The sequence below is a fragment of the Arthrobacter sp. zg-Y1116 genome (assembly GCF_024385485.1).
GTDB lineage: Bacteria > Actinomycetota > Actinomycetes > Actinomycetales > Micrococcaceae > Arthrobacter_B.
Map to the genome: position 1 here is coordinate 370956 of NZ_JANFLR010000004.1, position 25733 is coordinate 396688.

Below are 25733 nucleotides of genomic sequence, written 5' to 3' on the forward strand. Positions count from 1 at the left end.
ATGGCTGAAAGACTGAGGAACCAGGCGTCGGCCTACCTGCGCCAGCATGCGGACAACCCCGTCGACTGGTGGCCCTTCGGTGAGGAAGCCTTCGCCGAAGCCCGGCGCCGGAATGTTCCCGTCTTTATCTCCGTGGGTTACGCGGCCTGCCACTGGTGCCACGTCATGGCGCACGAATCGTTCGAGGATGCCGCCACGGCGCAGTACCTGAATGAGCACTTCGTGTCGGTGAAGGTGGACCGCGAGGAACGTCCCGACGTCGACGCCGTGTACATGGCAGCGACGCAGGCACTGACCGGCCAGGGCGGCTGGCCGATGAGCGTGTTTACCCTTCCGGACGGCCGCACCTACTATGCCGGCACCTATTTTCCGCCCCGGCAGCTGCAGGGCATGCCGTCCTTCCAGCAGGTTCTGGAAGCGGTTTCCTCCGCCTGGCGGGAGCGCCCGGCCGAAGTGGAAGCAAGCGCGGCGCAGATCGCCGCCCACCTGGCCTCCGCCCAGGCGGGAAACCGCCGGCTGATCGGCAGCCTCGAGGTGACTCCCGAATCCGGTCCGCTTTCGGGCGAGGTGCTCGAGGCTGCGGTAGGCGCGGTTATCGAACAAGTTGACCCGCGTTTCGGCGGGCTCGGCGGTGCACCGAAGTTCCCGCCGTCGCCCCTGCTGCGGTTCCTGCTGGTGTACGGATCGACTGACCGGCCGGCCGCCGGCGCCGCGGCGTCCGTGGCTGGCCGCACCTTGGAAACCATGGCCCGCAGCGGACTGTACGACCAGCTCGAAGGCGGCTTCGCCCGGTACACCGTGGACCGGGCCTGGGCCATTCCGCACTTTGAGAAAATGCTCTACGACAATGCCCAGCTGCTGCGCCTCTACGCACACTGGAGCCGCTCGGCGCCCACGGAGGACCAGCGGCAGCTTGCCCTGCAGGTAAGCGCCGATACCGCAGCCTGGCTGGCCAAGCGGCTGCGCGTGGAGGGAGGAGGATTCGCGTCCTCGCTCGACGCCGATACCCTCGTGGACGGGCAGCGCCGCGAAGGCGCCACCTATGTGTGGACAGCCGAGGAGCTTCGCACCGCCGTCTCCGGTGCCGACGCAGATGCGGTCCTTTCCTTGCTGGACCTGGAAACCGGCCGAATGGAGGACGGCGGGTCCACCCTCCACTTCGGCCGCAGCCTGGAGCCGGAGGAGGAGCTGCTCTGGCAGCGCGTGCGGCCTGCGCTGCTGGCCGTTCGTGACCGGCGGCCCCAGCCGGACCGCGACGACAAAGTGGTGGCAGGGTGGAACGGGCTGGCCATCGCGGGCCTGGCCGACACGGCGTTGGCCCTCGACGATGCCGGGGACCCGGGGGAGAAGGCCGCCGTTCTGCTGGACCTGGCCCGGGATGCCGCGGAATACCTGCTGCGCGTCCACTACCGCAACGGACTGCTGTCCCGGGTCTCCCATGCCGGCACCGCCTCCGGCATTGAAGGCCTGCTCGAAGATTATGCCGGTGCGGCCGAGGGGCTGTTTGCGCTCTACGCCGCCACCGGTGAGGAACAGTGGTACCGCACTGCTGAGGAGCTGGTGCTGGCCGCCGAGCAGCGCTTCATCATGGACGGGGTCCTGCAGGACACCGCTGTGCGCACGGACCAGCTGGCAGCCGCGCAGGGATCGCTCTCAGCAGCGGATCCGATGGACGGCCCCGCGCCCAGCGGTACAGCGCTGTTTGCCGGCGTGCTGGTGACGTACGCGGCCTATTCCGGTTCCTCCCGGCACCGCGCCCTCGCGGAAGCACTGCTGGCCCACGTTCAGCTGGTGGCGGCACGTGCACCGCGCGCCGGCGGGTGGGCGATGTCCGTCCTCGTGCAGGCCCTGGAGGGGCCGCGGGAGCTGGCCGTTACGGGCAGTGATCCCGTGCTGGTGCGGCAGCTGCTCCGGGCCGGCCGGGCCGCGGGCGGTCCCGCCGTCGTCGTGGCCAGCGGACCCGGCGGGGAAACGTCGGTGCCGCTGTTGCGGGACCGGCCCGCACCGGACGGGGGAGCCTTGGCCTACCTGTGCCGCGGGATGGTCTGCAACCGGCCGGTATCCGACCCGGAGGAGCTGGCGGCCCAGTTCAGCGCGCTGCGTTCCTAGCCGGCCACCGAGCGGACGGCCATCATGATGGCGATGTAGTGTGCGGCGAATCCAGCCAGGGTAAAGGCATGGAAAATCTCATGGAAGCCGAACCAGTCCACCGAGGGATTGGGCTTCTTCATGGCGTACATAACGGCACCGGCAATATACATGGCACCACCCACGCAGATGAGGATGGCTGCCGTCGGGTTGGCCGTGTAGAAATCCGGAAGGTAGAACAGGGAGGCGCAGCCCAGGGCAATGTACACGGGTGTGTACAGCCAGCGGGGAGCATGCAGCCACAGGAGCCGGAACGCGACACCGACCAGGGCACCGGCCCAGATGATCCACAGCAGGGTCACGGCGGTGTCCCGGGGCAGCAGGGACCAGGCCAGCGGGGTGTATGAGCCGGCAATGACCAGCATGATGTTGGTGTGGTCCAGGCGCTTGAGCACCGTTTTCACCTTCGGGGACCAGTTGCCGCGGTGGTAGACGGCGCTGGTGCCGAACAACAGCACGCCGGTGAAGGCATAGATTGCGGAGGCGATCCGGGTGTCGGCCGTCGGAGCGAGGACTACGAGGATGATCCCGGCCGCCAGCGCGAGGGGAGTGGCACCGGCATGCAGCCAGCCGCGCAGGCGCGGCTTGATTTCCAGTTCTTCGGCGACTGCTTCAACCGCGTTTTCCAGGGGGCCGGGTGCGGTCTTCGATTCCGGGTCGTGCTGGGCTGGAACCCGGGAGGCAGGGGCGGAAAATGGTGACGAATCCATAACGGAAATTCTAACCTACGTTCGGGTAACTTATGGCTGGGTAACCCCGCGCCCGCTCCGGTCTGCGCTTCGGCAAGCTGAGCTAGCGGTAGCCTAGGAGAAGATTTTTATCCTTTGGGCAGACCCGGGGCAGGCGGGACCATGTGGTGGTGCCGCTCCGGATCCCAGGTACGTGAGGCAAACAATGAAATTCCCCGGTGTTGTCTACGCCTACTACGAGCGTAAGCTGCGGCGGTCCCTGATTGGAGACCGCATCCCCGAACACATCGGGGTAATGGTGGATGGAAACCGGCGGTGGGCCAAACTGGCCGGCGCGCCTACCAGCGACGGGCACCAGGCCGGAGCGGACAAGATCCTGGAGTTCCTGGGCTGGTGCCAGGAACTGGGTGTGCGGATGGTGACCCTCTACATGCTGTCCACGGACAACCTCAACCGTGACGCGGACGAGCTGGAACCGCTGCTGGACATTATCGGCAACACCCTGGACCGCCTGGGCGAAGAGGGCAACCTGCGGGTCCAGCCGGTAGGGGCCCTGGAGATCCTTCCGTCACGGCTGGCCAAACAGCTCACGGAGCTTGGCGAAAGCACCGGCGACGCCGACGGGCTGCATGTAAACGTGGCCATCGGTTACGGCGGCCGGCGGGAAATCGTCGACGCCGTCAAGGAACTCCTGCGGGACGCCGACGCCGAAGGCAAAGGCATCGCGGAAGTCACCGAGGAAATCTGTGACGCCAAGATTTCCGAATACCTCTACACCCGCGGCCAGCCGGACCCGGAACTGGTCATCAGGACCTCCGGCGAGCAGCGCCTCTCCGGCTTCCTGATGTGGCAGAGCGCCTACAGCGAGTTCTACTTCTGCGAAGCGCTCTGGCCGGATTTCCGGCGGGTGGACTTCCTGCGTGCCCTGCGCGATTACGCCAGCCGGCAGCGGCGCTTCGGCTCCTAGCGGGCTCCCCGCACGGCCGCCAACGGCCGTGTCCTGCTGCGGGGCGGCGCCCTGCGGGCGTACTTTGGTGCTATCGGCCCGGCTGAGGCAGCGGGCGGAACGTCCAACGCAACATTGAGATGGAATACATCCAGCGACCGGGGCCCTGGGGCGCCCCTGACGGGAGTTCCACATGGCAGCTGAACAGCAAGTGCAGGAGCGGGCCAGCTTTGTGCTGGATACCTCGGTGTTACTGTCCGATCCACGGGCGATCCTCCGCTTCGCCGAACATGAAGTAATACTTCCCCTGGTGGTCATCACCGAACTGGAGCGTAAGCGCCAGGATCCCGAGCTTGGGTATTTTGCCCGGAACGCGCTGCGGCTGCTGGACGACCTCCGGGTCCAGCACGGCGGCCTCGGGGCGCCTATCCCGTTGGGGGAGAGCGGCGGCACGCTGCGGGTGGAACTGAACCATATCTCCACGGACGTGCTGCCCGCGGGCATCCGGGGCAGCGACAATGACAGCCGGATCCTCGCCGTGGCCAAGAGCCTGGCCGACGGCGGCCGGAACGTGACAGTGGTGTCCAAGGACCTGCCCATGCGGGTGAAGGCCTCGGCGATGGGGCTGGCAGCGGATGAATATCGCAACGAACTGGTCCGGGATTCGGGCTGGACCGGAGTGGCGGAACTGGAAATCTCCGACGCCGACATGGCGCTGCTGTACGACCACCAGCCGCTGCTGATCCCCGAAGCCGCGGACCTGCCCGTCAACACCGGCACGGTGCTGATGGCCGGGCGGGCTTCGGCGCTGGGGCGGGTGGGGGCGGATAAGCGGCTGCGGCTGGTCCGCGGGGACCGGGACGTTTTCGGGCTGCACGGACGCTCGGCTGAACAGCGGCTGGCCATCGACCTGCTGATGGACCGTGAGGTGGGCATTGTCTCGCTGGGCGGCCGGGCAGGGACGGGTAAGTCCGCGCTGGCCCTGTGCGCGGGGCTGGAAGCGGTGCTCGAACGCAGGGAACACCGCAAGGTGATGGTGTTCCGGCCGCTCTACGCCGTGGGCGGCCAGGAGCTTGGCTATCTGCCCGGCACGGAGTCCGAGAAAATGGGCCCCTGGGGGCAGGCGGTCTTCGACACCCTTGAGGCGCTGGTCTCCGTGGAGGTGGTGGAGGAGGTCCTGGACCGCGGCATGCTCGAGGTGCTCCCGCTGACCCATATCCGGGGGCGTTCACTCCATGACGCCTTCGTGATCGTGGACGAGGCACAGTCCCTGGAGAAGAACGTGCTGCTGACGGTCCTGTCACGGATCGGACAGAACTCCAAGGTGGTCCTGACCCACGACGTCGCCCAGCGGGACAACCTGCGGGTAGGCCGGCACGACGGCGTGGCCGCCGTGGTGGAGACGCTCAAGGGCCATCCGCTCTTTGGCCACGTGACGCTCACCCGCTCGGAGCGCTCGCCGATTGCCGCGCTGGTGACCGAGCTGCTGGAGGAAGGGCAGATCGGCTAGCTTGTCCACAGCCGCCGGCCCGGCCGCCTGAACCGGCCGGGCCTCCGGCTACGGTGGTTCCATGGTGGGCATCCTGGCGGGTTATTGGGCAGCGGGCGCAAGCGGTGGATCAGGCGCATCCGTTGCCGCGGTGCTGCTGGTTGCCGCGTTGGCCTGGTTTGCGGCCGTCGCCGTCCGGCTGGCCTTGGCCGACATCCGTACCCGCCGCCTGCCCAACGCCGTGGTCCTGCCGTCCTATCCCGTAGCCGCCGTGCTGCTGGCCGGTGCCGCGCTGGCCGGCGGGGAACCGGAGCGTGTTGGCGCAATGCTGCTGGGGGCCGCTGCGCTGTGGATCGGGTTTTTTGCCCTGCGGCTGCTCAGTCCGGCCGGAATGGGCTTCGGAGACGTCAAGCTGGCCGGACTGCTGGGCCTCTATTTGGGATTTCTCGGTGCCGGCCACGTCCTGGCAGGGGTGGTGGCTGCATTTGTTTTCGGCGGACTCTGGGGGCTGGCGTTGATCATTACCCGGCGGGGTACGGCGTCGTCAACGGTGGCGTTCGGCCCGTTCCTGCTCCTGGGGGCCGCCGTGGCCATGGCTGCCCCTGCCCTACAGTAGAAGCATGCCTACGCCTGATTTCGTCCTGTCCCTGCGGAAGCGGATAGGACATGATCCGCTCTGGCTTCCCGGGGTCACAGCCGTCGTGTTCAACGCGGAAGGGCAGGTGCTGCTGGGCCGCCGCGCGGACAACGGACGGTGGGCCCTGATCACCGGAATGCTCGAGCCGGGGGAGGAGGCAGGGCCGGGAACGGTGCGTGAAGTGGAAGAGGAGACCGGTATCCGGGCCGAGCTGGAGCACCTCATCCACGTCGGCGCCCACGGGCCGGTCACCTTCCCCAACGGGGATGTCTGTTCCTTCCTGAACCTGGCTTTCAGCTGCCGGTACGTTTCGGGCGAGGCACGGGTGAACGACGACGAGTCCACCGAGGTGGGCTGGTATCACCTGGATGCCCTGCCGCCCCTGAGCGAACGGCACCGAATGCTGATTGACCTGGCCCTGACGGCCGACGGCGTGCCGGTCTTCGAACGCTGAGCCGCTGACAACCCAAAGGGCCGCCCCGCAGCAGCGGGACGACCCTTTCGCCGGTTAAACCGAAGCCGCTACTTCTCCCGGTAGGGGTTCTCCGGAGCCTGCAGCGGAGCCTCCGAAGCATCCGCACGCCCGGCTTCCGTGCCCGACGGGGCGGTAGTGTCCCGGCCGGTTCCCTTGAGCACGGCCAGGCGTTCCGCTTCCAGCCGGTCCGCCTCCGGGCCGGCGACAGCTTCACCGCGGGCCACCATGCCGGCGACGTCGGACAGCGGAATCTGCTTCAGGAAGAGGGCCAGGACCAGTGCGATGACCAGGAACGGGATCAGGTACCAGAAGACAGGGGCCAGGGAATCGGCATAAGCGGTGACAATGCCGTCCCGGATCGGTTCCGGCAGATCATTCATGACGGACGGCTGCAGGGTCGCGGTGGCCTCGCCCGCAGCGGAAGGATCGAAGCCGGCCTTGGTGAAGACCTCATGCAGGTTCTCGGAAAGGCGCGAGGTGAACATGGCACCAAAGATGGCCACGCCCAAGGCGGCGCCGACCTCGCGGAAGTAGTTGTTGCTGGACGTGGCGGTGCCGATCTGGTCCACGGGCACGGAGTTCTGCACCACCAGGACAACCACCTGCATGATGTAACCGAGCCCGGCGCCGAAGACGAACAGCTGCGCGCAGATCACCCAGACCGGGGTGTCAGCCGAAAGGGATGTCATCCACAGCATGGCAGCGATCACCAGGGCCGCACCCATGATCGGGTACTTCTTGTAGGTGCCGTGCTTGGTGATGGCGAGGCCGGAGTAGATCGAGGTACCCATCATGCCCACCATCATCGGCAGCATCAGCAGGCCGGAAACGGCTGCCGAGGTGCCGGTGGACATCTGCAGGAAGGTCGGCACGAAGGCAAGGGCAGCGAACATGCCCATGCCCAGGGTGAAGCCGATGGCGGTGCTGTTGACGAAGATCGGGTTCCGGAACAGGCTCATCGGGATGATCGGGTCCGCAACGCGGTTTTCCACCATCACGAACAGGATTGCCGCAACCAGCATCCCCGCGCCGAAAGCCAGCGTCAGCGGGTCGGTCCAGCCGCGCTCGTCGCTGCCGCCGAAGTCCGTAAAGAAAATCAGGCAGGTGGTGGCTATGGACAGCAGCACCACGCCGCCGATATCGATCCGTTTGGTTGCCTTCTTGCTCGGCAGCGTCAGGGTGAAGAAGGCGATCAGGAAGGCAACGATGCCGATCGGGATGTTGATGTAGAACGCCCACTGCCAGGTCATGTGGTCCACGAAGAAGCCGCCCAGCAGGGGACCTGCGACGGCGGAAAGACCGAAGATGCCGCCGAGGGGGCCGAGGTACTTGCCGCGCTGGTCGGCCGGCACGATGTCCGCGATGATGGCCTGCGACAGGATCATCAGGCCGCCGCCGCCGAGACCCTGAATGGCCCGGAAGACCACGAAGCCCCAGAAATCGGTGGCAAAGGCACATCCGACCGAGGCCGCGGTGAACAGGACAATGGCGAACAGGAACAGGTTGCGGCGGCCCAGCACGTCACCGAACTTGCCGTAAATGGGCATCACGATGGTGGTGGCCAGCAGGTAGGCGGTGGTGATCCAGGTCTGATGCTCGACGCCGCCGAGTTCGCCCACGATGGTGGGCATGGCGGTGGAAACAATGGTCTGGTCGAGGCTGGCAAGCAGCATGCCGGCGATCAGGGCGGAGAAGATGATCCAGATGCGTTTCTGGGTCAGCAGGAGCGGCCCGGAAGCACGTTCGGCGGTGGAGGTCATTTACGTGTCCTTGGCGGTATCGGATGGGGCGGTATCGGATGGGGCGGTGGGGGCAGGGCGGGGATCCGTCGGCGCGGGGGGAAGCAGGGGCGCCGCCGAAAACACTTCGATTGCGGCATTGACCTCCGTGACGAGGATGCTGCGGTAGGAATCTGTGTTGGCCGGATCGAAGAAGCGGAGTCCGGCGCGCTGGACCAGTGCCCCGAAGACGGCAACCGTTGCCCGGACGCGTGGATCATCGGCAGGCAGGGATTCACGGGCGGCTACTATCCGTGCAAAGGCTTCCTCGGTCTCCTGCGAGCCGTGCATGGCCTTGGAGATAAGCCGGGGTTCGGCACTGACAGCTTCCTTCAGCTGGGCCATCTCCACGCGGGACATGGCCATGCGTTCGGTCATGCCGACGGCCAGGTCAACGAAGTCCGCCACCAGGGCAGGGGAGATCCCTTCCCTCGCGGTGCCGGTCCCGCCGTCGATAAAACGCCGGACCAGATCCTCCGGAAGGTCATCAGCGGGCGAGCCCAGGATGGCGTCTTCCTTGGCGGGAAAGTAGTTGAAAAACGTCCGCCGGGAGATGCCGACCTGATCGCACAGCTGTTCGACGGTGAAGCCGTTGACGCCGTGGGCGGCGGTCAGCGCGCGGGCCTGCGCCGTGATGGCGGCCCGGGTGGCCGTACGCTTGCGTTCGCGCAGGCCGCAGTCTTCTGTTGCACTATTCGGCATGGCGTAAAGTTTTGCACTCTGCATCAGCGGGTGCAAATTTCCGGTCTGCCGGGCAAGCAAAAGGAGCGCCCGGGATTCCGGACGCTCCTTCGGCAGGCCTGCCGTGCGGGGACGGCGGTGGTCCTTAGGCCTGCGGCGGCTTCGTCATGGACAGGACGTCAAGGGCCTTGTCCAGCTGCTCCACCGTGAGTTCGCCGCGCTCGACGTAGCCGAGGTCCTCGACGGCCTGGCGGATGGTCTTGCCTTCCTTGACCGAGTACTTGGCGATCTTCGCGGCGTTTTCGTAACCGATGAACTTGTTCAGCGGAGTCACGATGGACGGGGAAGCCTCGGCCAGGTAGCGGGCACGCTCGACGTTGGCTTCGATGCCGTCGATCATCTTGTCCGCCATCACGCGGGAGGAGTTCGCCAGGAGCCGGATGGATTCGAGCAGGTTCGCGGCGATCACCGGGATGCCCACGTTGAGTTCGAAGTAGCCGAAGGTTCCGGCCCAGGCCACGGCGGCGTCGTTGCCCACTACCTGCGCGGCGACCTGCAGGACGGCCTCGGAGATGACGGGGTTGACCTTGCCCGGCATGATCGAGGAGCCCGGCTGCAGGTCAGGGATGGCAATTTCGCCCAGGCCGGTGTTGGGACCCGAACCCATCCAACGGAGGTCGTTGGCGATCTTGGAGAAGGACACGGCGATGGTGCGCAGCATGCCGGACACCTCAACCAGGGCGTCGCGGTTGGCCTGTGCTTCGAAGTGGTCCCGTGCCTCGGTCAGCGGCAGGCCCGTGTCAGCGGCCAGCAGCTCGATCACGCGCTGCGGGAATCCGGCGGGAGTGTTGATGCCGGTGCCGACGGCGGTGCCGCCCAGCGGGACTTCGGCTACGCGGGGCAGGGATGCCTGCACGCGCTCGATGCCGTAGCGCACCTGCGCGGCGTAGCCGCCGAATTCCTGGCCAAGGGTGACCGGAGTGGCGTCCATCAGGTGGGTACGGCCGGACTTGACGACGTCCTTGAATTCTTCGGCCTTGCGCTCCAGGGACACGGCAAGGTGCTCGAGGGCGGGGACCAGGTTATTGATCAGGGCGGATGTGGCGGCAACGTGCACCGACGTCGGGAAGACGTCATTGGAGGACTGCGAGGCATTCACATGGTCGTTGGGGTGGACGCTGGTCTCGCTGCCGGCTTCCTTCAACGCACGGGTGGCGAGCTCGGCGAGCACCTCGTTGGTGTTCATGTTCGAGGAGGTGCCGGAACCCGTCTGGAAGATGTCGATCGGGAACTGGTCATTGTAGGTGCCGGCGGCGACGGCGTCGGCGGCCTTTTCAATGGCCCGGGCGCGCTCGTCGTCGAGCACTCCCAGTTCCGCGTTGGCAGTCGCCGCGGCCTTCTTGATCCGGGCGAGCGCTTCGATGTGCGAGGGTTCCAGCGTGGTGCCGGAAATGGGGAAGTTCTCGACGGCGCGCTGGGTCTGGGCACGGTAGAGGGCGGAGGCCGGAACGCGGACCTCACCCATGGTGTCGTGTTCGATGCGGTATTCGGAGGTGTCAGAAGTCATGCCCCCAAGCCTAATCTCCGAAGGCACCGCAGTGATAACCGCTACTTCGGCAGCGCCGAACGCAGCACGGCGGGGTGCTCAAGGGCACCGAACCCGGAGACGAGCTCGGCGTTGCCTTCCGCCAGCCGGTAGGACAGGCCGATGACGGCGACCCGTCCTTCCTCCACAGCCGCGGAAATGAGGCGGGAACTTTCCACCAGGCGTTCCGCGGTCTGCTTCGTGTGTTCAACCACCATGTCGTTGACGTCGTGCAGGTCCTTGCGCTGCGCCGCCAGCACGGACGGAGTGATCCGCTCGACGAGGGTACGGACGTAGCCGGTGGGCATTTCGCCCGTGTCCACGGTGGCTTTGGCGGCAGTGACGGCGCCGCAGTTGTCATGCCCCAGCACCACGATGAGGGGCACGCCCAGCGTGCCCACGCTGTACTCCAGCGAGCCGAGCACCGCGTCGTCAATGACCTGCCCGGCGGTGCGCACCACGAATGCGTCCCCAAGGCCGAGGTCGAAGATGATCTCGGCGGCAAGGCGGGAATCCGAGCAGCCGAAAATCACTGCAAACGGGTTCTGCCCTTCAACCAGCGAACTGCGCCGGGGGGCGTCCTGGTTGGGGTGGCTGGCGGTGCCGGCCACGAAACGTTCGTTGCCTTCGCGCAGCTTCTGCCAGGCCTGGGCGGGTGTGATGATCTTTTCGCTCGCTGTTTCCACGATATCGAGGTTACTCCTATGGGAACCGGCGGGGCCTCAGCAGGAACGCCCGCAGCCGTCAGGGTTAGTTGCTGCGAAGTTCGCGGACCACGTGGTCGGCCAACACATCGAATTCCGCCAGGTCGGCGGAACCGGTGAGGATCACGGTCTGCCCGTCGATCTCCGCGACCAGGGTTGAGTCCGCATTGGAGGAATCACGCAGTTCCCAGGTGACTCCACCTGCCGGCCGTTCACCGGACACGGTCGAATCGCCGCTGTGTTCGTAGATCCAGGTGGGATTGGCGGCGTTGGTCTGCGTCAGGGAGATGAACTCGGTATCCGGAGTGACATATCCGACTTCCCAGTTCGGGACGCCGTTGTTGGTCCCGGCGTTCCAGCGGGCGTAGTTGGCACTCCAACCGTCCGGAAGCTCCAGTGCCAGCGGCTGGTAGCCGGCGTCGCCGGCAGCCTGGTTGGCAGCGGCAGCAACATCGACGTTGCGGGCCTGCATCTTGGGTGCGGGATTAAGCAGCACCGGCACCAGGCACAGCGCCAGGGTGAGCCCGGTGGCGATCAGCATGCCTATCACGGTGGCATTGGCCCGCTTGGCCTGCTTGGCGGTCAATACCGGCGTTACGGGTTCATCGGTCTGCTGGGGATCGGGCTGCGTTTCACTCACCCATCCATAATCTCCTATTCGGATGCTTATGTCCTACTCCGAGTAATGCACCGCCGCGGAAATCCGCTGGCTGAGGTGGTGACGGGAAGCACGCAGACTATGATCGGACAAAGGCCACCCGCTTTCGGCGGTGTCCGCAGACGTTTACAGCAGAGTTTTACATCATAATTTCGAAGATGAGGTTTGACGTGTCCAAAGGTGCCCAGTACTCCACACTTTCCCCCGCATTGGCAGTCGGGGACTCCGAGCCGGACCGCAACCTGGCCCTGGAACTCGTGCGCGTCACCGAGGCGGCGGCCATCGCCGGCGGCCACTGGGTGGGCTTCGGCGACAAGAACGCGGCAGACGGTGCTGCCGTGGACGCCATGCGCTCACTCATTTCCACGGTCCATTTCAACGGCGTGGTTGTGATCGGCGAAGGCGAAAAAGACGAAGCGCCGATGCTCTACAACGGCGAGTACGTCGGTGACGGCACCGGAGCCCTGTGCGATGTCGCCGTGGATCCGATCGACGGCACCCGCTTGACTGCCCTGGGCATCAACAATGCCCTTGCCGTGCTGGCCGTTGCGGAACGCGGCACCATGTTCGATCCCTCGGCGGTCTTCTACATGGAAAAGCTGGTCACGGGGCCCGAAGCCGCGGACATGGTGGACCTTCGCCTTCCGGTGAAGCAGAACCTGCACCTGATCGCCAAGGCCAAGGGCAAGAAAATCAACCAGCTCAACGTGATGATCCTGGAGCGGGACCGGCACAAGCCGCTGGTGCAGGAAATCCGCGACGCCGGTGCGCGCACCCGGATGCTGATGGACGGCGACGTTGCCGGCGGCATCGCGGCCGCACGCGAAGGCACCGACGTCGATGCCCTGATGGGCATCGGCGGCACCCCCGAGGGCATCATCACGGCCTGCGCCATCAAGACGCTGGGCGGCGTCATCCAGGGCCGGCTGTGGCCGACCTCCGACGACGAGAAGCAGAAGGCCATCGACGCCGGACATGACCTGGACCGCGTGATGTCCACCAATGACCTGGTCACCAGCGACAACTGCTACTTCGCCGCCACCGGGATCACCGACGGCGACCTGCTGCGCGGCGTGCGGTACAAGAAGGACCGGGTACTGACCCAGTCGATCGTGATGCGTTCCAAGTCCGGCACCATCCGCGTGGTGGACGGCGAGCACCAGGCGCACAAGTGGGAGTCCTACGCCCGCTCCAACTAGGCGTTACTGACACAGTTGATGCTGCCTGGCTCCCGTCCGCAGGCAGCATCAACTGTTTACCGGGCTTCCTTTACTGAAGCCGCGGACCGGACCGCCCGGACACGGAAGGCCACGGTTACTGCGGCTACAACCACGGCGGCGGCAACGGCGGCGACAGCGGTGGGAACCGATTCCAGTCCTCCGTTCAGCCGGGAAACGGCGATCCAGGCCAGCCCCCACACCAGCGACGCCGCCGGGGCAAGACGGCCGCGTCCGGCTGCGGCGAGCCCGGCGCCCACTCCGGCAACCACGGCGAGCACAACGCAGGCCCAGGCTTCCGGAGCAATACCGAATCCCCGGAATCCCTCGGCAGTCAGTGCCGAGGCCGTATTCGCGGCAGTGGCCACGCAGACCCAGCCCAGGTACAGGCCAAGGACTCCGTCCACGGCGATGGCTTCGAGCCAGCCGGACGCCCGGGTGGTGGCGTAGCGGCGGAAGCACAAGGCCAGGACGGCGAGCAGCAGCACAATCACCACAACGCTCAGAATGACCGCGCCGGCCTGGACGGTGAGGATCCAGGCGGCGTTAAGCACCAGCGAGGCGGCGACCAGCCAGCCCAGGGAGCGCTGCCGGTCCGACCTCCGCTGGGACGGGAACCACTGGTAGACGGTGTAGAGGCCCAGTCCCGTGTAAACCACCGGCCAGATCGAGAAGGCCGAGCCGGCCGGGGCGAGGTACGTGGCGTCTGCGCTGAGGGCGCCGCCGGCCGCCTCCGCAATGGGAGTGCCGCCGAAGACACCCACACCGACCATCGAACCGGCAATGCAGGCCGCGAAACAGATACTTACGGTGCTGAGGCGGGCCAAGTCAGCTCCGCCGGAACTGGTCCGGGACGTCCGGGTGTTGGATGCGTAGGAACTCATAGTTGACCGTAACAAAGCAGCCAACCGCCCGGCAGTGGCGCGGCGAAAACCGGAAGCGGTCCGGTACCGCTGTTTTCGGGTGTGGCAGCGGAGCCAAGTAGGCTGGAAGGCATGACACTGCGCGTTACCCCCTGCTCCGATGCCGCCGCCTGGAACGAAACCGTGAACCGCTTCCGCGGACATCCGCAGCAGTTGTGGGGCTGGGGGAAGACCAAGGCAGACCACGGATGGAACGTAGACCGCGTCCTGGTGAGCGACGACGCCGGCACGGTCCTCGGGTGCGCGCAGGTCCTGCTGCGTGCACTTCCTTTCCCCTTCCGGGCCTTGGCCTACATTCCCCGCGGCCCGCAGGGCGAGCCGGGACGGGAACTCGAAGTCCTGGACGCCGTTGCGGATTACGTCAAGAGCACCCATTCCGCCGTGGCCTTGTCCATCGAACCCGATTGGGATGCGGACGGGAAGCTGGTGGCAGGGTTGCCCGGGCTAGGCTTCCGCAGCAGCGACAACACCATCCTCATCGGCCGGACACTGATCCTGGACCTGCAGCGCAGCCTCGAGGACCTGTCGGGGGACATGAGCAAGAAACACCGGCAGTACATCCGCAAATCCGGGCGCGAGGACCTGACCTACCGGCGCGTGACGCGCGGGGAAATCGCCAAATGCCTGGCGGTGTACAAGCTGACCGCCCAGCGGGCGAACTTCGGCATCCATGAGGATTCCTATTACCTGGATATCTTCGACAACCTCGGCGAGGATTCACCGGTCTACGCTGCCTTCAAGGGCGAGGACGTGGTCGCGTTCCTGTGGCTTTCCACCAGCAACTACACCTCGTTCGAGCTCTACGGCGGAATGACGGAGGAGGGCGAACGGCTGCGGGCGAACTACGCCCTTAAATGGCACGCCATCTCCGATATGAAGGAACGGGGGATCACCCGGTACGACTTCAACGGACTGCTGAATGACGGAGTCTCGAAGTTCAAGATGGGCTGGGCGAAGCACGAGGATCAGCTGGCCGGCACCTGGGACAAGCCCCTCTCGCCGCTCTACCCGGTCTTCTCCGCCGCGCTGCCGCTGGCCAAGACAGGAATGCGCAAGGCCCGCGGGGCAGCGGCCGCGCTGAAGGCCCGGCTGGGCCGCTAGCACCCGCGTTGCATGCCGGGAGTCTGAGGCATGCTGCGCCACTCTCGTTCAGGACAGAGTTGAGGCCAGATTCGCCGATCGCGAGTCTGGCCTCAACTTTAGAGATATGGCCGGGCGTCCTCCCGGTCATCAGTTGATCAGTTAATCGAGGATTTCCCCCGAACGGTCCTTGGCGAACAGCACGGCAACCACCGAGACCACGCTGCAGGCGATGATGAACAGACCGATCGGTATGTAGCTTCCGCCGAATCCGGTAAGAAGGGCTGTGGCTATGAGCGGTGCGGGGCCCCCCACCAGGGCTGCCCCGATCTGATAGCCGAGCGAAACCCCCGTGTAGCGGACATCCGCCGGGTAACTTTCGGCAAAGAACGTTCCCAACACAGCCCCGTACATGGACCAGATGCAGCTGAAGCCGACAACTACGGCCACGGTGAGCAGGAGGAATGACTCCTGGTTGACGAGCCAAAAGAACGGAATAATGTAAATCATTATGAGCCCGGCACCCGTAAGGAACATTCTCTTGCGGCCCAACCGGTCAGAGAGCGCACCGACGCCGAGCATGACCGGGATCGCGAGAATCGCTGCTATCAAAACTGCGTTCAGCGCCTCGCTGCGGGCAAACCCGAGGCTCACCGCGTAGGACACAGTGAAGGTCGCAAAGATAAAGAAGGTCGACGTTTCCACAAATTTCGCGCCAATGGTGATGATGACAGCACGCCAGTGATGGCGCAGTGTCTTCATAAGCGGAACCTTGACTGTCGAGTTTGTCGCTACAACATTTTGGAATGAGGGGGTTTCCGCCACGCTGTGCCGGATCCACAGACCGATTCCGACCAGGACCACGGAGAATAGGAACGGGATGCGCCAACCGTAGGAAAGGAAATCCTCGTTGGAGAAAATCGAACTTGTTGCGGAGGCGGCCAGGTTCCCGAGGGCCAGTCCAAACAATGCCCCGGTCTGCGGTACAGCACCATAAAGGCCGCGCTTATTTCGAGGTGCGTATTCGACGGCCATAAGGAGTCCGCCACCCCATTCCCCGCCGAGTGCCAGGCCCTGTAGCAGCCGAAGCACGGTCAGCAGGATGGGGGCCCACATCCCGATGGTCTCGAAGGTCGGCATGAGGCCTATGGCTACGGTCGCCACGCCCATGATGGTCAGGGTGATAACCAGAGTCTTTTTGCGGCCGATGCGGTCACCGATGTGGCTGAAAATGATGCCGCCGATCGGGCGGATGAGGAAAGCCAAGGCAAATGACGCCAATGCGAGCATTTGGCTGGCCACCGGGTCGCCGGACGGGAAAAACAGCGGACCGAACACGAGTGCAGACATGGTCCCGTAGAGGAAGTAGTCGTACCATTCGACTGCGCTCCCAACTGCGCTCCCGAAAAGGGCCCGCCGGCGCGTTGGGCCATCGATTAGCTCTGACTTGTCTCTTGGAGCCGAGGGCTGAGCGATTGTGCTCATGACGTGAACCTTTCGTCGTTGAAGGGTATGACTTCCGGCATTTCCGGCGGGTGTGGAAATGAGATGCGTGAGTGGCTTCCACGGCTTAGTGCGCTGTATGGCATCGCGGTCAGCCCTTTGCCTTGAGTAGATCCAGGGCTACGTCGACGATCATGTCTTCTTGGCCGCCGATCATTTTGCGGCGTCCGAGCTCGAGGAGGATTTCGATGGTTGGAATGCCGTACTTGGCGCTTGCTGTTTCAGCGTGAAGGAGGAACGAGGAGTAGACGTTGGCATAGCCGAGGCCCAGAGTCTCGCGATCAACCTGTACCGGACGGACTTGAAGAGGCCGGACGATATCGTCCGCTGCGTCCATAAGCGCCATCACGTCAGTTCCATGATTCCAACCGAGCTTGTCCGCGACAGCAACGAAAACCTCAAGGGGCGTATTGCCTGCTCCTGCTCCCATACCTGCCAGGCTTGCATCTACTCTGATGGCTCCTGCCTCAACGGCTGCCATCGAGTTGGCAACTCCCAGAGCGAGGTTGTGATGGGCATGGATCCCGATCTCGGTCTGTGGAGAAAGGACATCCCTGAGAGCGGTGATACGTTCCGTCACATCAGTCATTGTCTGACCTCCGGAGGAATCGACCACGTACACACACTGAGCACCGAACCCCTCCATGAGTTTTGCTTGCTGGGCAAGCTTTGCAGGCGTGGTCAGGGCACTCATCATCAGGAAGCCGGTCGTGTTCAAGCCGAGATTCCGCGCCGTGTCGATGTGCTGTGCTGAGACGTCGGCTTCTGTGCAGTGAGTTGCCACGCGCACGTATCCGACACCTGCGGACGCAGCCCTTTTCAGGTCGGATATCGTGCCGATGCCCGGGATGAGCAGGGTGGCGATGGCGATATTGTTTGCTGCCTCCGCTGCTGCTTCGATCAATTCAACGTCCGAGTGGCGTGAGAACCCGTATGTGATGCTGGAACCGTTGAGCCCATCGCCGTGCGAAACCTCCACGCTGTCGACTCCAGCCGCGTCAAGGGCCGAAACGACGTCGCGGACGTTCTTGACGGTGTATTGGTGTCGTACTGCGTGGCTGCCGTCCCGCAGGGTAACGTCCGAAATAAACAGTTTTTCCGGTACTAGGGAATCGTTCATGATGCCGCCCCAGCTTTCTGGACATGGGTTGCCACTATTTCTGCGGTGCGAAGCGCAGCGGACGTCATGATGTCCAAATTGCCCGCATATGAGGGGAGGTAGTCAGCAGCCCCTTCGACTTCAAGGAAAACAGTGGTTTTCAGGCCGGTAAAAGCCCCCAAGTCCGGAACATTGACCGGTTCCAGAACGTCGTCGAACTGGACCTCCTGCTTCAGGCGATAGCCGGGAACATAAGCGTTTACCTTAGCCACCATTTCGCGTATGGAAGCCTCGATCGCGTCCCTGTCGGCGGAGGCTGGCGTCAGCACCAGAACGGTATCGCGCATTATCATCGGCGGCTCTGCGGGATTGAGGACAATGAGTGCTTTGCTTGCGGCGGCACCGCCAACCAACTTGAGTGCCTCAGCGGTTGTTTCGGTGAATTCGTCGATATTGGCCCGGGTTCCAGGCCCGGCTGATCTGCTGGAGATGGACGCAACGATCTCGGCGTAGTGAACCCGTGTAACGGCAGAGACGGCAGCAACGATCGGGATGGTCGCCTGGCCGCCGCAGGTAACCATGTTCACGTTTAGTGAATCAATGTGCTCAGCAAGGTTCACGACCGGCACGCAATAGGGGCCGATAGCGGCCGGCGTGAGGTCGATCAGGCGAATGTCCGGCTTGGCCGACCTCAGTTTGTCGGCGTTGAAATGGTGTGCTCCGGCCGATGTCGCATCGAAAACTATCTGGATATCAGCGAAGACAGGCGACGAGATGAGGCCCTCCACCCCCGTGGAAATCGCTGTGACGCCTAACTTGCTTGCGCGTGCCAATCCATCAGACTCGGGGTCGATGCCGACCATGGCGCGGATGGAGATGATCCCGTTGCGCTGAAGAATCTTGATCATTAGGTCAGTGCCGATATTGCCTGAACCTATGATCGCTGCGGGAATGCCCTCAGCCATGCTCAGCTCCTGTCGTAGTATTTAGTGCGCCCATATCTGTTCGAAACTTCGGCACCTGTTCTAGGCATCGAACACGAGGCAAAGGGCAATGTCAATAGGTCCATTTGCGGCACCCTGAATTACCGGGTATCTATTGGGATATGGCCCGACTTACCCCCGCCGTGCTGCGGACACTCGACATTCTGGAACTGTTTCTTGATGACGGAGCACCGCTGAGCGCCCCGGATGTCGTTCGGAAGACAGGGCTTCCCCGCACTTCAGTGCACGAGCTCCTGGCAACCCTTGTTGCCAGGGACTACCTGCAGAAGGATGACGTATCAGGCACATTCCGCTTAGGGGTCCGACTCCTTCATCTGGGGAATGCCTATTCGGCCAGATTCGACATGCTCTCAGCTGCAAATGACGTTGCTCGTGAACTGGCGGAACGAAGTGGCGAGACTGTCAGCGTTGCCCTCCTCGAAGGTGGAGACGTGTTCTATCTGGCAAAGATAGAAAGCCGTGACAACCTTCGCCTTCCCTCCAGCATTGGCCAGAGGCTGCCTGCGAGTGTGACGGGACTGGGTAAGGCGCTGCTTGCGTATGCGTCTCCGCAGTCTCTCGCCACCCGGTTTTTGGACCCGGATAACCTGCCCCGGATGACGCAGAACAGCATTGGCACTCTCGCTGAACTCGAGGTCGAGCTCCAACGTATCCGGGAGCGCGGCGTCGCCTTCGAGAATGAAGAATCGACGCCGAATATCCGTTGTGTCGCAGCCCCCGTCCGTGACGGTACGGGGGCAGTCGTAGCCGCCATCAGCATGTCAGTTCCCGTGGCGCGATGGCAGCAATATCCGGAGGAGATCTGGACCGGGCTCGTCCTGGAGGGCGCTCAGCACTTCTCTTCCCTGCTTGGTTTCTCGGTGTCCCCGCAGGGGCAGGGAGGCGGCTCGGCCGGTAAGTCTGAGATCCCTTAGGATCTAAGGCCCTTAGGCCTCGATATCCAGCCGGGGGGCATCTGCTTCCCCGGCCGGAACCGACCCGACCGTCACTGCAAAGGCCAGCGCGCCGTCGTCGTGCTGGGCGGAGTCCGCAGCGAGCCGGGCCGCCACGGGTGCCTCGAACGCCGGAAGGAAGGCACTGTCTCCGGGCTCGAGGGTGAGGCTGCCCGAGGGCGACGTCAGGGCAATGGTGCCCCGCACGGCGATGACCACCGCGGGTCCGTGCTGCAGTATTGCCGCTTCGGCCGGGAGCGAGTCTCCCTCGGCGCCGGAAGGCCCCTGGGCCAGCTCCAGGCGCTGGAGCGCAAACTCCTCGAACGGCGGGCGGAATACCTGCTGACCTGCCCCCGTGTCCTCGGCCGCCACGTAGGGGACGCCCAAGGGACGGAAATCGACGGTCCGAAGCAGCTCCGGAACGTCGATGTGCTTCGGGGTCAGCCCGCCCCGCAGGACATTGTCCGACGCCGCCATAACCTCCACCCCCAACCCGCTGAGGTAGGCGTGGACGTTGCCGGCCGGAAGGTACACCGCTTCGCCGGGCTGCAGTGAAGCACGGTTGAGCAGCAGGGAGATCAGGACACCTGGATCGCCCGGGTAGTAGCCGTTCAGCTCGGTCAGTGTGGACAATTCGCGGGCATATTCGCCGTAGTCGGTGAGCTTCGCGACGGCAGCGGCGGCAAGTTCGACGGCCTCACGCACGGCTTCGCCGTCATTGATGAGGGTGCGGAAGACGGACTGCAGCCGAGCCGGTGCCGGATGGCCTGAGGACAGTTCCGCCGCGATCCATTCCAGCAGGTCGGGCACCTCCCGGCCGGCGGCGGTGACCGCAGCATTGACGGCCCGGAAGAGGCCCGCAGACTCCTCCGGCTCGCGGAAGCCGCACAGCGCCTCGAAGGGCGTGAGCGCGAAAATCATCTCGGGCTTGGAGTTGCCGTCCTTGTAGTTGCGCTCCCGGGCGCCCCGGTCCACGCCGGCTTCCTCTTCCGCTGCGTAGCCGGCCCGGGCCTGCTCGGTCGTAGGGTGGACCTGCAGCGACAGGGGAGCCCCGGCCGCCAGGATTTTTGCCAGGAACGGCAGCTCGGAACCGAAACGCCCGGCGGCGTCGGCACCGAGCATCAGCTCGGGGTCGGCCGCAATCAACTCGTCGAGCGTTTCGCTGCCGCCCACCGGCGGAACCAACGCCGAGGGAGCCCCGGGATGCGCACCGATCCACAACTCAGCCTCGGGCTCGCCGGAAGGTTCCCGGCCGAACAGTTCGGCGATCGCGGTGGTTGATCCCCAGGCATAGGGTCGAAGGGTGTTCCGGAGTAGGTACACGGGCCTCTTTCGGGTGCTTGAGAATCGGGTCGGGTCGGGAAGGGGAGGACTATCCCACGCTGCACTCGCCGTTGTTGTTCAGGAGCGATCCGAGGGTGGCGTCATCGCCGATTTCCGCGAGGTACTGAAGATACTCCACCGTTATTTCCGTTTCCTCCTGCGGCACCTCGGTGATGGGAGTTCCGTCGGCTGCCTCACCGTCGGCGCCGGTGTCTGATTTCGGCGCCGGTGCGGCTTCCTCTGGAGCAGCTTCCTCCGGAGCCGGTGCGGCTTCTTCCGCCGGAGCAGGGGCCGGAGCCGGCTCGGCCGGTGCGGCTTCCAAACCGGCCAGGAAGTCCTGCACCCGGGAATGGATCAGGTTGAAGTCCGGATAGGTCACAAAGTTGTCCGCCGCCGTGCCGAAGTCCGGCGGGCCGATGGTCATCCGCTCCATGGGCTGGCCCTTGGCCTTCAACGCCAGGTCCACGAAACTGCCCAGCTGGTCCTGGGGGAGGTCCGTCTTCACGATCTCTTCACCGGCGGTGGCAATGGCCTGGAAGCGGGTCAGGAGCGTAGCCGGGTCCATCTGCGCCACCATGGCCTGCTGGACACACTGCTGCCGGGCGATCCGGTGGTAGTCAGTCACGAATTCGCGCGAGCGGGCGTACCAAAGGGCATGGTAGCCGTCCAGGGTCTGGGTGCCCGGCGGAATCCAGCCGTCCGGGGGATAGTGCCGGTTGGTGCCGGGAATCTCGCCGGCAGTGATAGGCACCCAGCCGCCGGAATTGACGGTGACGCCGCCCATGGCGTCGACCAGCTGTTCGAAACCGCCCATGTCCACAATGACGTAGGCCTGCACCTCAAGCCCCAGGCTGCCGCTGACGGCCTCCATCATGGCTTCGGCGCCGGGATCAGCTGACCCGGGGTAGAGATCCGCGTAATTCTCCGTCACCGTCTGGTAAAGGCTGTTGATGATGCACTCGTCGCCGCAGTTGTAACCGTCGGGGTACACATCGTGCAGCGGGGAATCCGTGGGGAACTGGGCGTTCTGGAAGTTACGGGGAATGCTGAAAGTCACGGGCTGGCCCGTTTTCGCATCCACGCTGATCATCGAGATGCTGTCGGGACGCAGGCCGGTGCGGTCCTCGCCGGCGTCTCCGCCCATCAGCAGGAAGTTGTACCTCCCGTCCACCGGATCAAGGGACGGGCCCGAGGAAAAGATGGAGCCGAAAGTCTGCCGGCTGACGTTCATCAGGTAGGCGCCGTAGGCGAGGCTGCCGCTGGTTCCCACCATCAGCAGGACCAGGCAGGCGGCAACGAGCGGCCGTACCCGGCGCTGCAGCAGCGGAGGGCGGATGATGCGCAGGGTGTTCAGGAACAACAGTCCCCAGGCCACGGCCAGAGCGGCCAGGACGATCATGATTCCGAACGAGGCCCAGCCGTTGGCCAGGATGTTGATCAGCAGTGCACGGTTGGTGACGGCCAGGATGATGGCCGCCACAGCCACCGCCCAGACTGCGAAGGTGACTTTCAGGGCACGCCGGCCGAGGCGCCGGTCCCCGGCTACCACCTGCGCGGACCCGGGAAGCACCAGGGTCAGCAGCAGGAGGATGAAGGCACGCTTGGTGCGCACCGCGGGGGCCGCGGTCTGGGGATACCGCACGGGATCGGTGAAGGAGCCGCCCGCGGGCTCGGAACGTTGCTGGTTCATTGCTGCTAGTCCGTTCCGGGCAGGGATGTGCGCAGTGCTGCGCCTTTGGCCATGGCGGACTGGCGCAGCCCGCCCGCAAACTCGATGAGCTGTTGCTGGAGGCTGGCAGCGAGGGGGTCCGTACCCGCTGCGAGTATCCGGACAGCCAGCAGCCCGGCGTTCCGGGCACCGCCGATCGAAACCGTGGCCACCGGTACTCCGGCGGGCATCTGGACGATTGAGAGCAGGGAGTCCATGCCGTCCAGGTATTTCAGCGGCACGGGGACTCCGATGACCGGAAGCGGGGTAACCGCGGCGAGCATGCCGGGGAGGTGGGCGGCGCCGCCTGCTCCGGCAATGATGACGCGTAGCCCGCGTCGGTGGGCGTCCTGCCCGTATTCCAGCATGTCGGCCGGCATCCGGTGGGCCGAAACGACGTCGGCTTCATAGGGGATGCCGAATTCGGCAAGGGCGGCAGCGGCTGCGTCCATGACCGGCCAATCGGAGTCCGAACCCATGACGAGGCCTACCAGCGGCGTGGCAGCACGGTGGGGCATGCTTCAGTTCTCCTTCAGGGGGTCGCGGCCGTCACGGATGATGGCTGCTGCCCGGCCGGCACTGCGGCGGAGGGCGGGGAGGTCGTCGGCGGAACCGACGGCATTAACGTGGCCGATCTTACGTCCCGGCCGGACGGATTTGCCGTAGGTATGGACCTTGACGGCGGGTTCGGCGCCCAGTGCCAGGGGATAGGCGGCAAAAAGGTCGGAGTTGTCGCCGCCGAGGAAGTTCTTCATCACGGCTGTCCCGCCCCGCAGGAAGGTGGCGCCCAGCGGGAGGTCGAGGACTGCGCGCAGATGCTGCTCGAACTGGCCGGTGACGGAGCCGTCCATGGTCCAGTGCCCGGAGTTGTGCGGTCGCATGGCCAGTTCGTTGATCAGGAAGCCGGGGCCGCGGCCGGGGGTCTCGAAGAGCTCGACAGCCATGACGCCGGTGACGCCCAGTTCGTCCGCCAGTCGCAGGGCCGCTGATGCGGCAGCGTCCGCGACGGCCGGATCCAGCTGTGGTGCCGGGGCGATGACCTCGTCGCAGACGCCGTGGACCTGGATGGATTCGACAACCGGCCAGGCACTGCTTTCACCGCTGGGAGTGCGGGCCACGAGGGCGGACAATTCCCGGTTGAACGGTACTTTTTCCTCGACCAGCAGGGGTTCGGAGCCGAACCAATCGGCACAGTCCGCGGCAGCGGCGGCGTCGTCAACTATGCGTACGCCCTTGCCGTCGTAGCCGCCCCGCGGTGTCTTCAGGACCACCGGCCAGCCGGCGGAGTTGCCGAACGAGACCAGCTCCCCGGGCGTGGAAACCGCGGCCCAGCGGGGATTGGGCAGTCCGAGGCGCTCCACGGCGGCACGCATGACCAGTTTGTCCTGGGCATGGATCAGTGCTGCGGGACCGGGCTGGACATTGATGCCCTTCTCCACGAGGGCCCGCAGATGTTCAGCGGGCACATGCTCGTGGTCAAACGTGACAACGTCCACCTGGGCGGCAAAATCCGCTAAATCCTGCAGATTCCGGTAATCACCCACTGTGGCATTGGCCACTGCCGCCACAGCAGATACGTCGGGGCCCTCGGCGAGCACGCGCAGCTCAAATCCGAGGGCTGTGGCCGCCGGGGCCATCATCCGGGCGAGCTGGCCGCCGCCTATCACGCCGATAATTGGGAAATCCACGGCTTAAGCGTACCGAAAGGGGCTGTTATTCCCGCCTCGCGGCACCGTTGTCCTCCCCGACACTAAGCAGACTCCCATAAAGGCGCGGTAATATCGGCTGTTGACCGCCGCGCGTCCGCGCGTCGGGAACTGGCAGCCGTCGATTCTTGAATGAGTCTTTGGGGGTGCTGCCGTCGATCGGCCTCGGAGGGTCATGAATACATCGCTGTCAGATCGGCTTCGGGGCCTGGTTTCCCTTTTTTGGCGCGAGGTTGCCAAATTCGGCACGGTAGGTGCCGTGGCCTTCGTTGTGGACAACGGCCTTACCCTCTACCTGATGCACGGACCGATGTCCGGCAGCGAGGTCAAGGCACGTTTCGTGGGCGCCGTCGTCGCCACCATGGTCTCCTGGGTTGCCAACCGCTACTGGACGTTCCGCCGCCGCCGCAGGGTGGACAACGTGGGCCGTGAACTGGGACTGTTCGTTCTGATCAACGGCGTGGGCATTGTCATTTCCACAGGTTTCACCTGGGTGGCCCGCTACCCGATGGGTATCGAGGACAAGAACATGCTGTTCCTGGCCGGCGTGCTGGGCATCGCCGTCGCCACCGTCCTTCGGTTCTTTGCGTACCGGTTCTGGGTCTTCAATGTTGAACTGGACCAGGAGCCCGGCTTCGAGCAGGACTATGAACTGATCGACGAGTCCATAGTCCCGCCCGGCAAGGCCAACCGGTACGGCGCCGCTAAGCCTCCAAGCGCTTCGTAACCTTCTCAGAGGCCAATACCCGTTCGTCCGGTTCAACGCCGGCCGCCGTAAGCACGACGGCGCCGCCCGAGGCCCACGTGGCTACAGCCGCCTCCAGTACGAGCGGCAGGTCCGGAGCCGAAGCGAGCAGTACTTCGGCGGAGCCGTCCGATGCGCTGAACAGGGTCCCGAGCGATCCGTAAGACACTGTTCCCTTCAATTCGCGGGCGGCGGTAGGGCTTCCGACCTCAAGGGCCGGTTGTCCGTCGTCGGGCCGGGGGCCCTCCATGAAGGTGTCGGCGTAGGAGCGCACCTCCGCCGCGTAGTCGACGACGCCGGCCGGCAGCTCCGACGGGAACGCCAGCTCCAGTGCCCCCAGCGCGACGGCGACGACGGTCCCCTCGGTGCCGCTGTCCGCAGCGTCGGTGACCGTAATGTCGACGGGTCCTCCTTCGGCCGGGGAACCGAGGATCACGGTGCAGCCGGTCTGCCAGGCAGCCAGGGCCCAGACCAGGGTTTTCCAGTGGATGGGCAGGTCCAGGCGGACGAGCCGGCCGGGCTCGGCGTCCAGTTCATCGACCAGGAAGTTCGAGGTCTTGGCCACCCAGTTGTCCAGCACCTTCCCGGAAAGCTCGATCCGTTCCCCGGCGGGGCCGTACCAGATCAGGGCGGGGGAGGTAGCCTGGCTCGTGCGCAGCCCTGACAGTAGGGTGCTTGCTGCGGACATGGTCATGGAGAGGGC

Annotated in this window: 24 protein-coding genes; 9 read left to right on the plus strand and 15 right to left on the minus strand. The window is 65.0% G+C overall.

Annotated features, from left to right (window positions below):
• Complete coding sequence (locus tag NNX34_RS13195) at positions 1–2109, plus strand: thioredoxin domain-containing protein (RefSeq protein ID WP_255766972.1); 2109 nt, start codon at positions 1–3, stop codon at positions 2107–2109.
• Here the strand turns inward: NNX34_RS13195 and NNX34_RS13200 are convergent.
• On the minus strand, positions 2106–2858 hold the full coding sequence (locus NNX34_RS13200; RefSeq protein ID WP_255766973.1) for a hemolysin III family protein: 753 nt from the start codon (positions 2856–2858) through the stop codon (positions 2106–2108). The genes NNX34_RS13195 and NNX34_RS13200 overlap by 4 nt on opposite strands.
• Positions 2859–3042: 184 nt before the next feature.
• On the opposite strand from NNX34_RS13200, the gene NNX34_RS13205 reads away from it, so the two are divergent.
• The 4 genes from NNX34_RS13205 (at position 3043) to NNX34_RS13220 (ending at position 6363) form a co-directional block, all read left to right on the plus strand.
• Positions 3043–3804, plus strand: a complete 762-nt coding sequence (locus NNX34_RS13205; RefSeq protein WP_255766974.1) for an isoprenyl transferase — start codon at positions 3043–3045, stop codon at positions 3802–3804.
• Positions 3805–3976: 172 nt separating this feature from the next.
• Positions 3977–5293 carry a PhoH family protein gene (locus tag NNX34_RS13210; RefSeq protein ID WP_255766975.1) on the plus strand — a complete coding sequence of 439 codons (1317 nt, stop codon included), beginning with the start codon at positions 3977–3979 and terminating at the stop codon, positions 5291–5293.
• Between the two features lie 61 nt (positions 5294–5354).
• On the plus strand, positions 5355–5888 hold the full coding sequence (locus NNX34_RS13215) for a prepilin peptidase (RefSeq protein WP_255766976.1): 534 nt from the start codon (positions 5355–5357) through the stop codon (positions 5886–5888).
• Between the two features lie 4 nt (positions 5889–5892).
• Positions 5893–6363 (plus strand): NUDIX domain-containing protein, encoded by a 471-nt coding sequence (locus NNX34_RS13220; protein WP_255766977.1) that lies wholly within the window; start codon positions 5893–5895, stop codon positions 6361–6363.
• A gap of 68 nt (positions 6364–6431) precedes the next feature.
• Here NNX34_RS13220 and NNX34_RS13225 read toward each other — a convergent pair whose 3' ends face one another.
• The 5 genes from NNX34_RS13225 to NNX34_RS13245 form a co-directional block, all read right to left on the minus strand.
• A complete protein-coding gene (locus NNX34_RS13225; RefSeq protein WP_255766978.1) occupies positions 6432–8144 on the minus strand; it encodes an MDR family MFS transporter in 1713 nt (570 codons plus the stop codon).
• Entirely contained in the window at positions 8145–8864 is a 720-nt protein-coding gene (locus NNX34_RS13230; RefSeq protein ID WP_255766979.1) for a TetR/AcrR family transcriptional regulator, read from the minus strand. It lies immediately after the preceding gene.
• 124 nt (positions 8865–8988) lie between these two features.
• On the minus strand, positions 8989–10410 hold the full coding sequence (locus NNX34_RS13235) for a class II fumarate hydratase (RefSeq protein WP_255766980.1): 1422 nt from the start codon (positions 10408–10410) through the stop codon (positions 8989–8991).
• A 41-nt stretch (positions 10411–10451) separates the two neighbouring features.
• Positions 10452–11114, minus strand: coding sequence for a carbonic anhydrase (locus tag NNX34_RS13240; RefSeq protein ID WP_255766981.1), 663 nt, complete (start codon positions 11112–11114; stop codon positions 10452–10454).
• Between the two features lie 64 nt (positions 11115–11178).
• Complete coding sequence (locus tag NNX34_RS13245) at positions 11179–11772, minus strand: DUF4245 domain-containing protein (protein WP_255766982.1); 594 nt, start codon at positions 11770–11772, stop codon at positions 11179–11181.
• Between the two features lie 176 nt (positions 11773–11948).
• On the opposite strand from NNX34_RS13245, the gene glpX reads away from it, so the two are divergent.
• Positions 11949–12989 (plus strand): class II fructose-bisphosphatase, encoded by a 1041-nt coding sequence (gene glpX, locus NNX34_RS13250; RefSeq protein WP_227924263.1) that lies wholly within the window; start codon positions 11949–11951, stop codon positions 12987–12989.
• 56 nt (positions 12990–13045) lie between these two features.
• Here the strand turns inward: glpX and NNX34_RS13255 are convergent, their stop codons facing one another.
• On the minus strand, positions 13046–13891 hold the full coding sequence (locus tag NNX34_RS13255; RefSeq protein ID WP_255766983.1) for a tryptophan-rich sensory protein: 846 nt from the start codon (positions 13889–13891) through the stop codon (positions 13046–13048).
• A 111-nt stretch (positions 13892–14002) separates the two neighbouring features.
• On the opposite strand from NNX34_RS13255, the gene NNX34_RS13260 reads away from it, so the two are divergent.
• Complete coding sequence (locus NNX34_RS13260) at positions 14003–15031, plus strand: peptidoglycan bridge formation glycyltransferase FemA/FemB family protein (protein ID WP_255766984.1); 1029 nt, start codon at positions 14003–14005, stop codon at positions 15029–15031.
• A gap of 141 nt (positions 15032–15172) precedes the next feature.
• Here NNX34_RS13260 and NNX34_RS13265 read toward each other — a convergent pair whose 3' ends face one another.
• The 3 genes from NNX34_RS13265 to NNX34_RS13275 all read right to left on the minus strand — a co-directional run bounded on the left by NNX34_RS13265 (position 15173) and on the right by NNX34_RS13275 (position 18577).
• The gene (locus NNX34_RS13265; RefSeq protein ID WP_255766985.1) at positions 15173–16495 is read right to left on the minus strand and encodes an MFS transporter; all 1323 of its coding nucleotides are present in this window, start codon (positions 16493–16495) and stop codon (positions 15173–15175) included.
• 109 nt (positions 16496–16604) lie between these two features.
• A complete protein-coding gene (gene dmpG, locus NNX34_RS13270) occupies positions 16605–17633 on the minus strand; it encodes a 4-hydroxy-2-oxovalerate aldolase (RefSeq protein ID WP_255766986.1) in 1029 nt (342 codons plus the stop codon).
• The gene (locus NNX34_RS13275; RefSeq protein WP_255766988.1) at positions 17630–18577 is read right to left on the minus strand and encodes an acetaldehyde dehydrogenase (acetylating); all 948 of its coding nucleotides are present in this window, start codon (positions 18575–18577) and stop codon (positions 17630–17632) included. The genes dmpG and NNX34_RS13275 overlap by 4 nt, the downstream gene beginning before the upstream one ends.
• A gap of 140 nt (positions 18578–18717) precedes the next feature.
• Here NNX34_RS13275 and NNX34_RS13280 point away from each other — a divergent pair, with 140 nt between their 5' ends.
• Positions 18718–19530, plus strand: coding sequence for an IclR family transcriptional regulator (locus NNX34_RS13280; protein ID WP_255766989.1), 813 nt, complete (start codon positions 18718–18720; stop codon positions 19528–19530).
• A gap of 12 nt (positions 19531–19542) precedes the next feature.
• On the opposite strand, the gene manA is transcribed toward NNX34_RS13280, so the two are convergent.
• Genes manA through NNX34_RS13300 form a run of 4 tightly spaced genes read right to left on the minus strand, consistent with a single transcriptional unit; the run spans position 19543 to position 24267 of the window.
• Positions 19543–20871, minus strand: coding sequence for a mannose-6-phosphate isomerase, class I (manA, locus tag NNX34_RS13285; protein WP_255766990.1), 1329 nt, complete (start codon positions 20869–20871; stop codon positions 19543–19545).
• Positions 20872–20920: 49 nt separating this feature from the next.
• Complete coding sequence (locus tag NNX34_RS13290) at positions 20921–22561, minus strand: LCP family protein (protein ID WP_255766991.1); 1641 nt, start codon at positions 22559–22561, stop codon at positions 20921–20923.
• A 5-nt stretch (positions 22562–22566) separates the two neighbouring features.
• Positions 22567–23097, minus strand: coding sequence for a 5-(carboxyamino)imidazole ribonucleotide mutase (gene purE / locus NNX34_RS13295; protein WP_255766992.1), 531 nt, complete (start codon positions 23095–23097; stop codon positions 22567–22569).
• A 3-nt stretch (positions 23098–23100) separates the two neighbouring features.
• Entirely contained in the window at positions 23101–24267 is a 1167-nt protein-coding gene (locus NNX34_RS13300; protein WP_255766993.1) for a 5-(carboxyamino)imidazole ribonucleotide synthase, read from the minus strand.
• A gap of 193 nt (positions 24268–24460) precedes the next feature.
• On the opposite strand from NNX34_RS13300, the gene NNX34_RS13305 reads away from it, so the two are divergent.
• Complete coding sequence (locus NNX34_RS13305; protein ID WP_255766994.1) at positions 24461–25012, plus strand: GtrA family protein; 552 nt, start codon at positions 24461–24463, stop codon at positions 25010–25012.
• Here the strand turns inward: NNX34_RS13305 and NNX34_RS13310 are convergent.
• Positions 24990–25724 carry a TIGR03089 family protein gene (locus NNX34_RS13310; RefSeq protein ID WP_255766995.1) on the minus strand — a complete coding sequence of 245 codons (735 nt, stop codon included), beginning with the start codon at positions 25722–25724 and terminating at the stop codon, positions 24990–24992. The genes NNX34_RS13305 and NNX34_RS13310 overlap by 23 nt on opposite strands.
• Between the last annotated feature and the right edge of the window lie 9 nt (positions 25725–25733).

What these genes read in the sequence shown, in the direction of transcription:
- NNX34_RS13200 (WP_255766973.1), bottom strand. Translation starts at nt 2,858, where the DNA reads ATGGATTCGTCACCATTTTCCGCCCCTGCCTCCCGGGTTCCAGCCCAG.
- NNX34_RS13220 (WP_255766977.1), top strand. Translation starts at nt 5,893, where the DNA reads ATGCCTACGCCTGATTTCGTCCTGTCCCTGCGGAAGCGGATAGGACAT.
- glpX (WP_227924263.1), top strand. Translation starts at nt 11,949, where the DNA reads ATGAGGTTTGACGTGTCCAAAGGTGCCCAGTACTCCACACTTTCCCCC.
- NNX34_RS13310 (WP_255766995.1), bottom strand. Translation starts at nt 25,724, where the DNA reads ATGACCATGTCCGCAGCAAGCACCCTACTGTCAGGGCTGCGCACGAGC.
- purE (WP_255766992.1), bottom strand. Translation starts at nt 23,097, where the DNA reads ATGCCCCACCGTGCTGCCACGCCGCTGGTAGGCCTCGTCATGGGTTCG.
- NNX34_RS13215 (WP_255766976.1), top strand. Translation starts at nt 5,355, where the DNA reads ATGGTGGGCATCCTGGCGGGTTATTGGGCAGCGGGCGCAAGCGGTGGA.
- NNX34_RS13275 (WP_255766988.1), bottom strand. Translation starts at nt 18,577, where the DNA reads ATGGCTGAGGGCATTCCCGCAGCGATCATAGGTTCAGGCAATATCGGC.
- NNX34_RS13290 (WP_255766991.1), bottom strand. Translation starts at nt 22,561, where the DNA reads ATGAACCAGCAACGTTCCGAGCCCGCGGGCGGCTCCTTCACCGATCCC.
- NNX34_RS13225 (WP_255766978.1), bottom strand. Translation starts at nt 8,144, where the DNA reads ATGACCTCCACCGCCGAACGTGCTTCCGGGCCGCTCCTGCTGACCCAG.
- NNX34_RS13205 (WP_255766974.1), top strand. Translation starts at nt 3,043, where the DNA reads ATGAAATTCCCCGGTGTTGTCTACGCCTACTACGAGCGTAAGCTGCGG.
- NNX34_RS13265 (WP_255766985.1), bottom strand. Translation starts at nt 16,495, where the DNA reads ATGAGCACAATCGCTCAGCCCTCGGCTCCAAGAGACAAGTCAGAGCTA.
- NNX34_RS13235 (WP_255766980.1), bottom strand. Translation starts at nt 10,410, where the DNA reads ATGACTTCTGACACCTCCGAATACCGCATCGAACACGACACCATGGGT.
- NNX34_RS13210 (WP_255766975.1), top strand. Translation starts at nt 3,977, where the DNA reads ATGGCAGCTGAACAGCAAGTGCAGGAGCGGGCCAGCTTTGTGCTGGAT.
- NNX34_RS13280 (WP_255766989.1), top strand. Translation starts at nt 18,718, where the DNA reads ATGGCCCGACTTACCCCCGCCGTGCTGCGGACACTCGACATTCTGGAA.
- NNX34_RS13195 (WP_255766972.1), top strand. Translation starts at nt 1, where the DNA reads ATGGCTGAAAGACTGAGGAACCAGGCGTCGGCCTACCTGCGCCAGCAT.
- NNX34_RS13230 (WP_255766979.1), bottom strand. Translation starts at nt 8,864, where the DNA reads ATGCCGAATAGTGCAACAGAAGACTGCGGCCTGCGCGAACGCAAGCGT.
- NNX34_RS13305 (WP_255766994.1), top strand. Translation starts at nt 24,461, where the DNA reads ATGAATACATCGCTGTCAGATCGGCTTCGGGGCCTGGTTTCCCTTTTT.
- NNX34_RS13260 (WP_255766984.1), top strand. Translation starts at nt 14,003, where the DNA reads ATGACACTGCGCGTTACCCCCTGCTCCGATGCCGCCGCCTGGAACGAA.
- NNX34_RS13255 (WP_255766983.1), bottom strand. Translation starts at nt 13,891, where the DNA reads ATGAGTTCCTACGCATCCAACACCCGGACGTCCCGGACCAGTTCCGGC.
- dmpG (WP_255766986.1), bottom strand. Translation starts at nt 17,633, where the DNA reads ATGAACGATTCCCTAGTACCGGAAAAACTGTTTATTTCGGACGTTACC.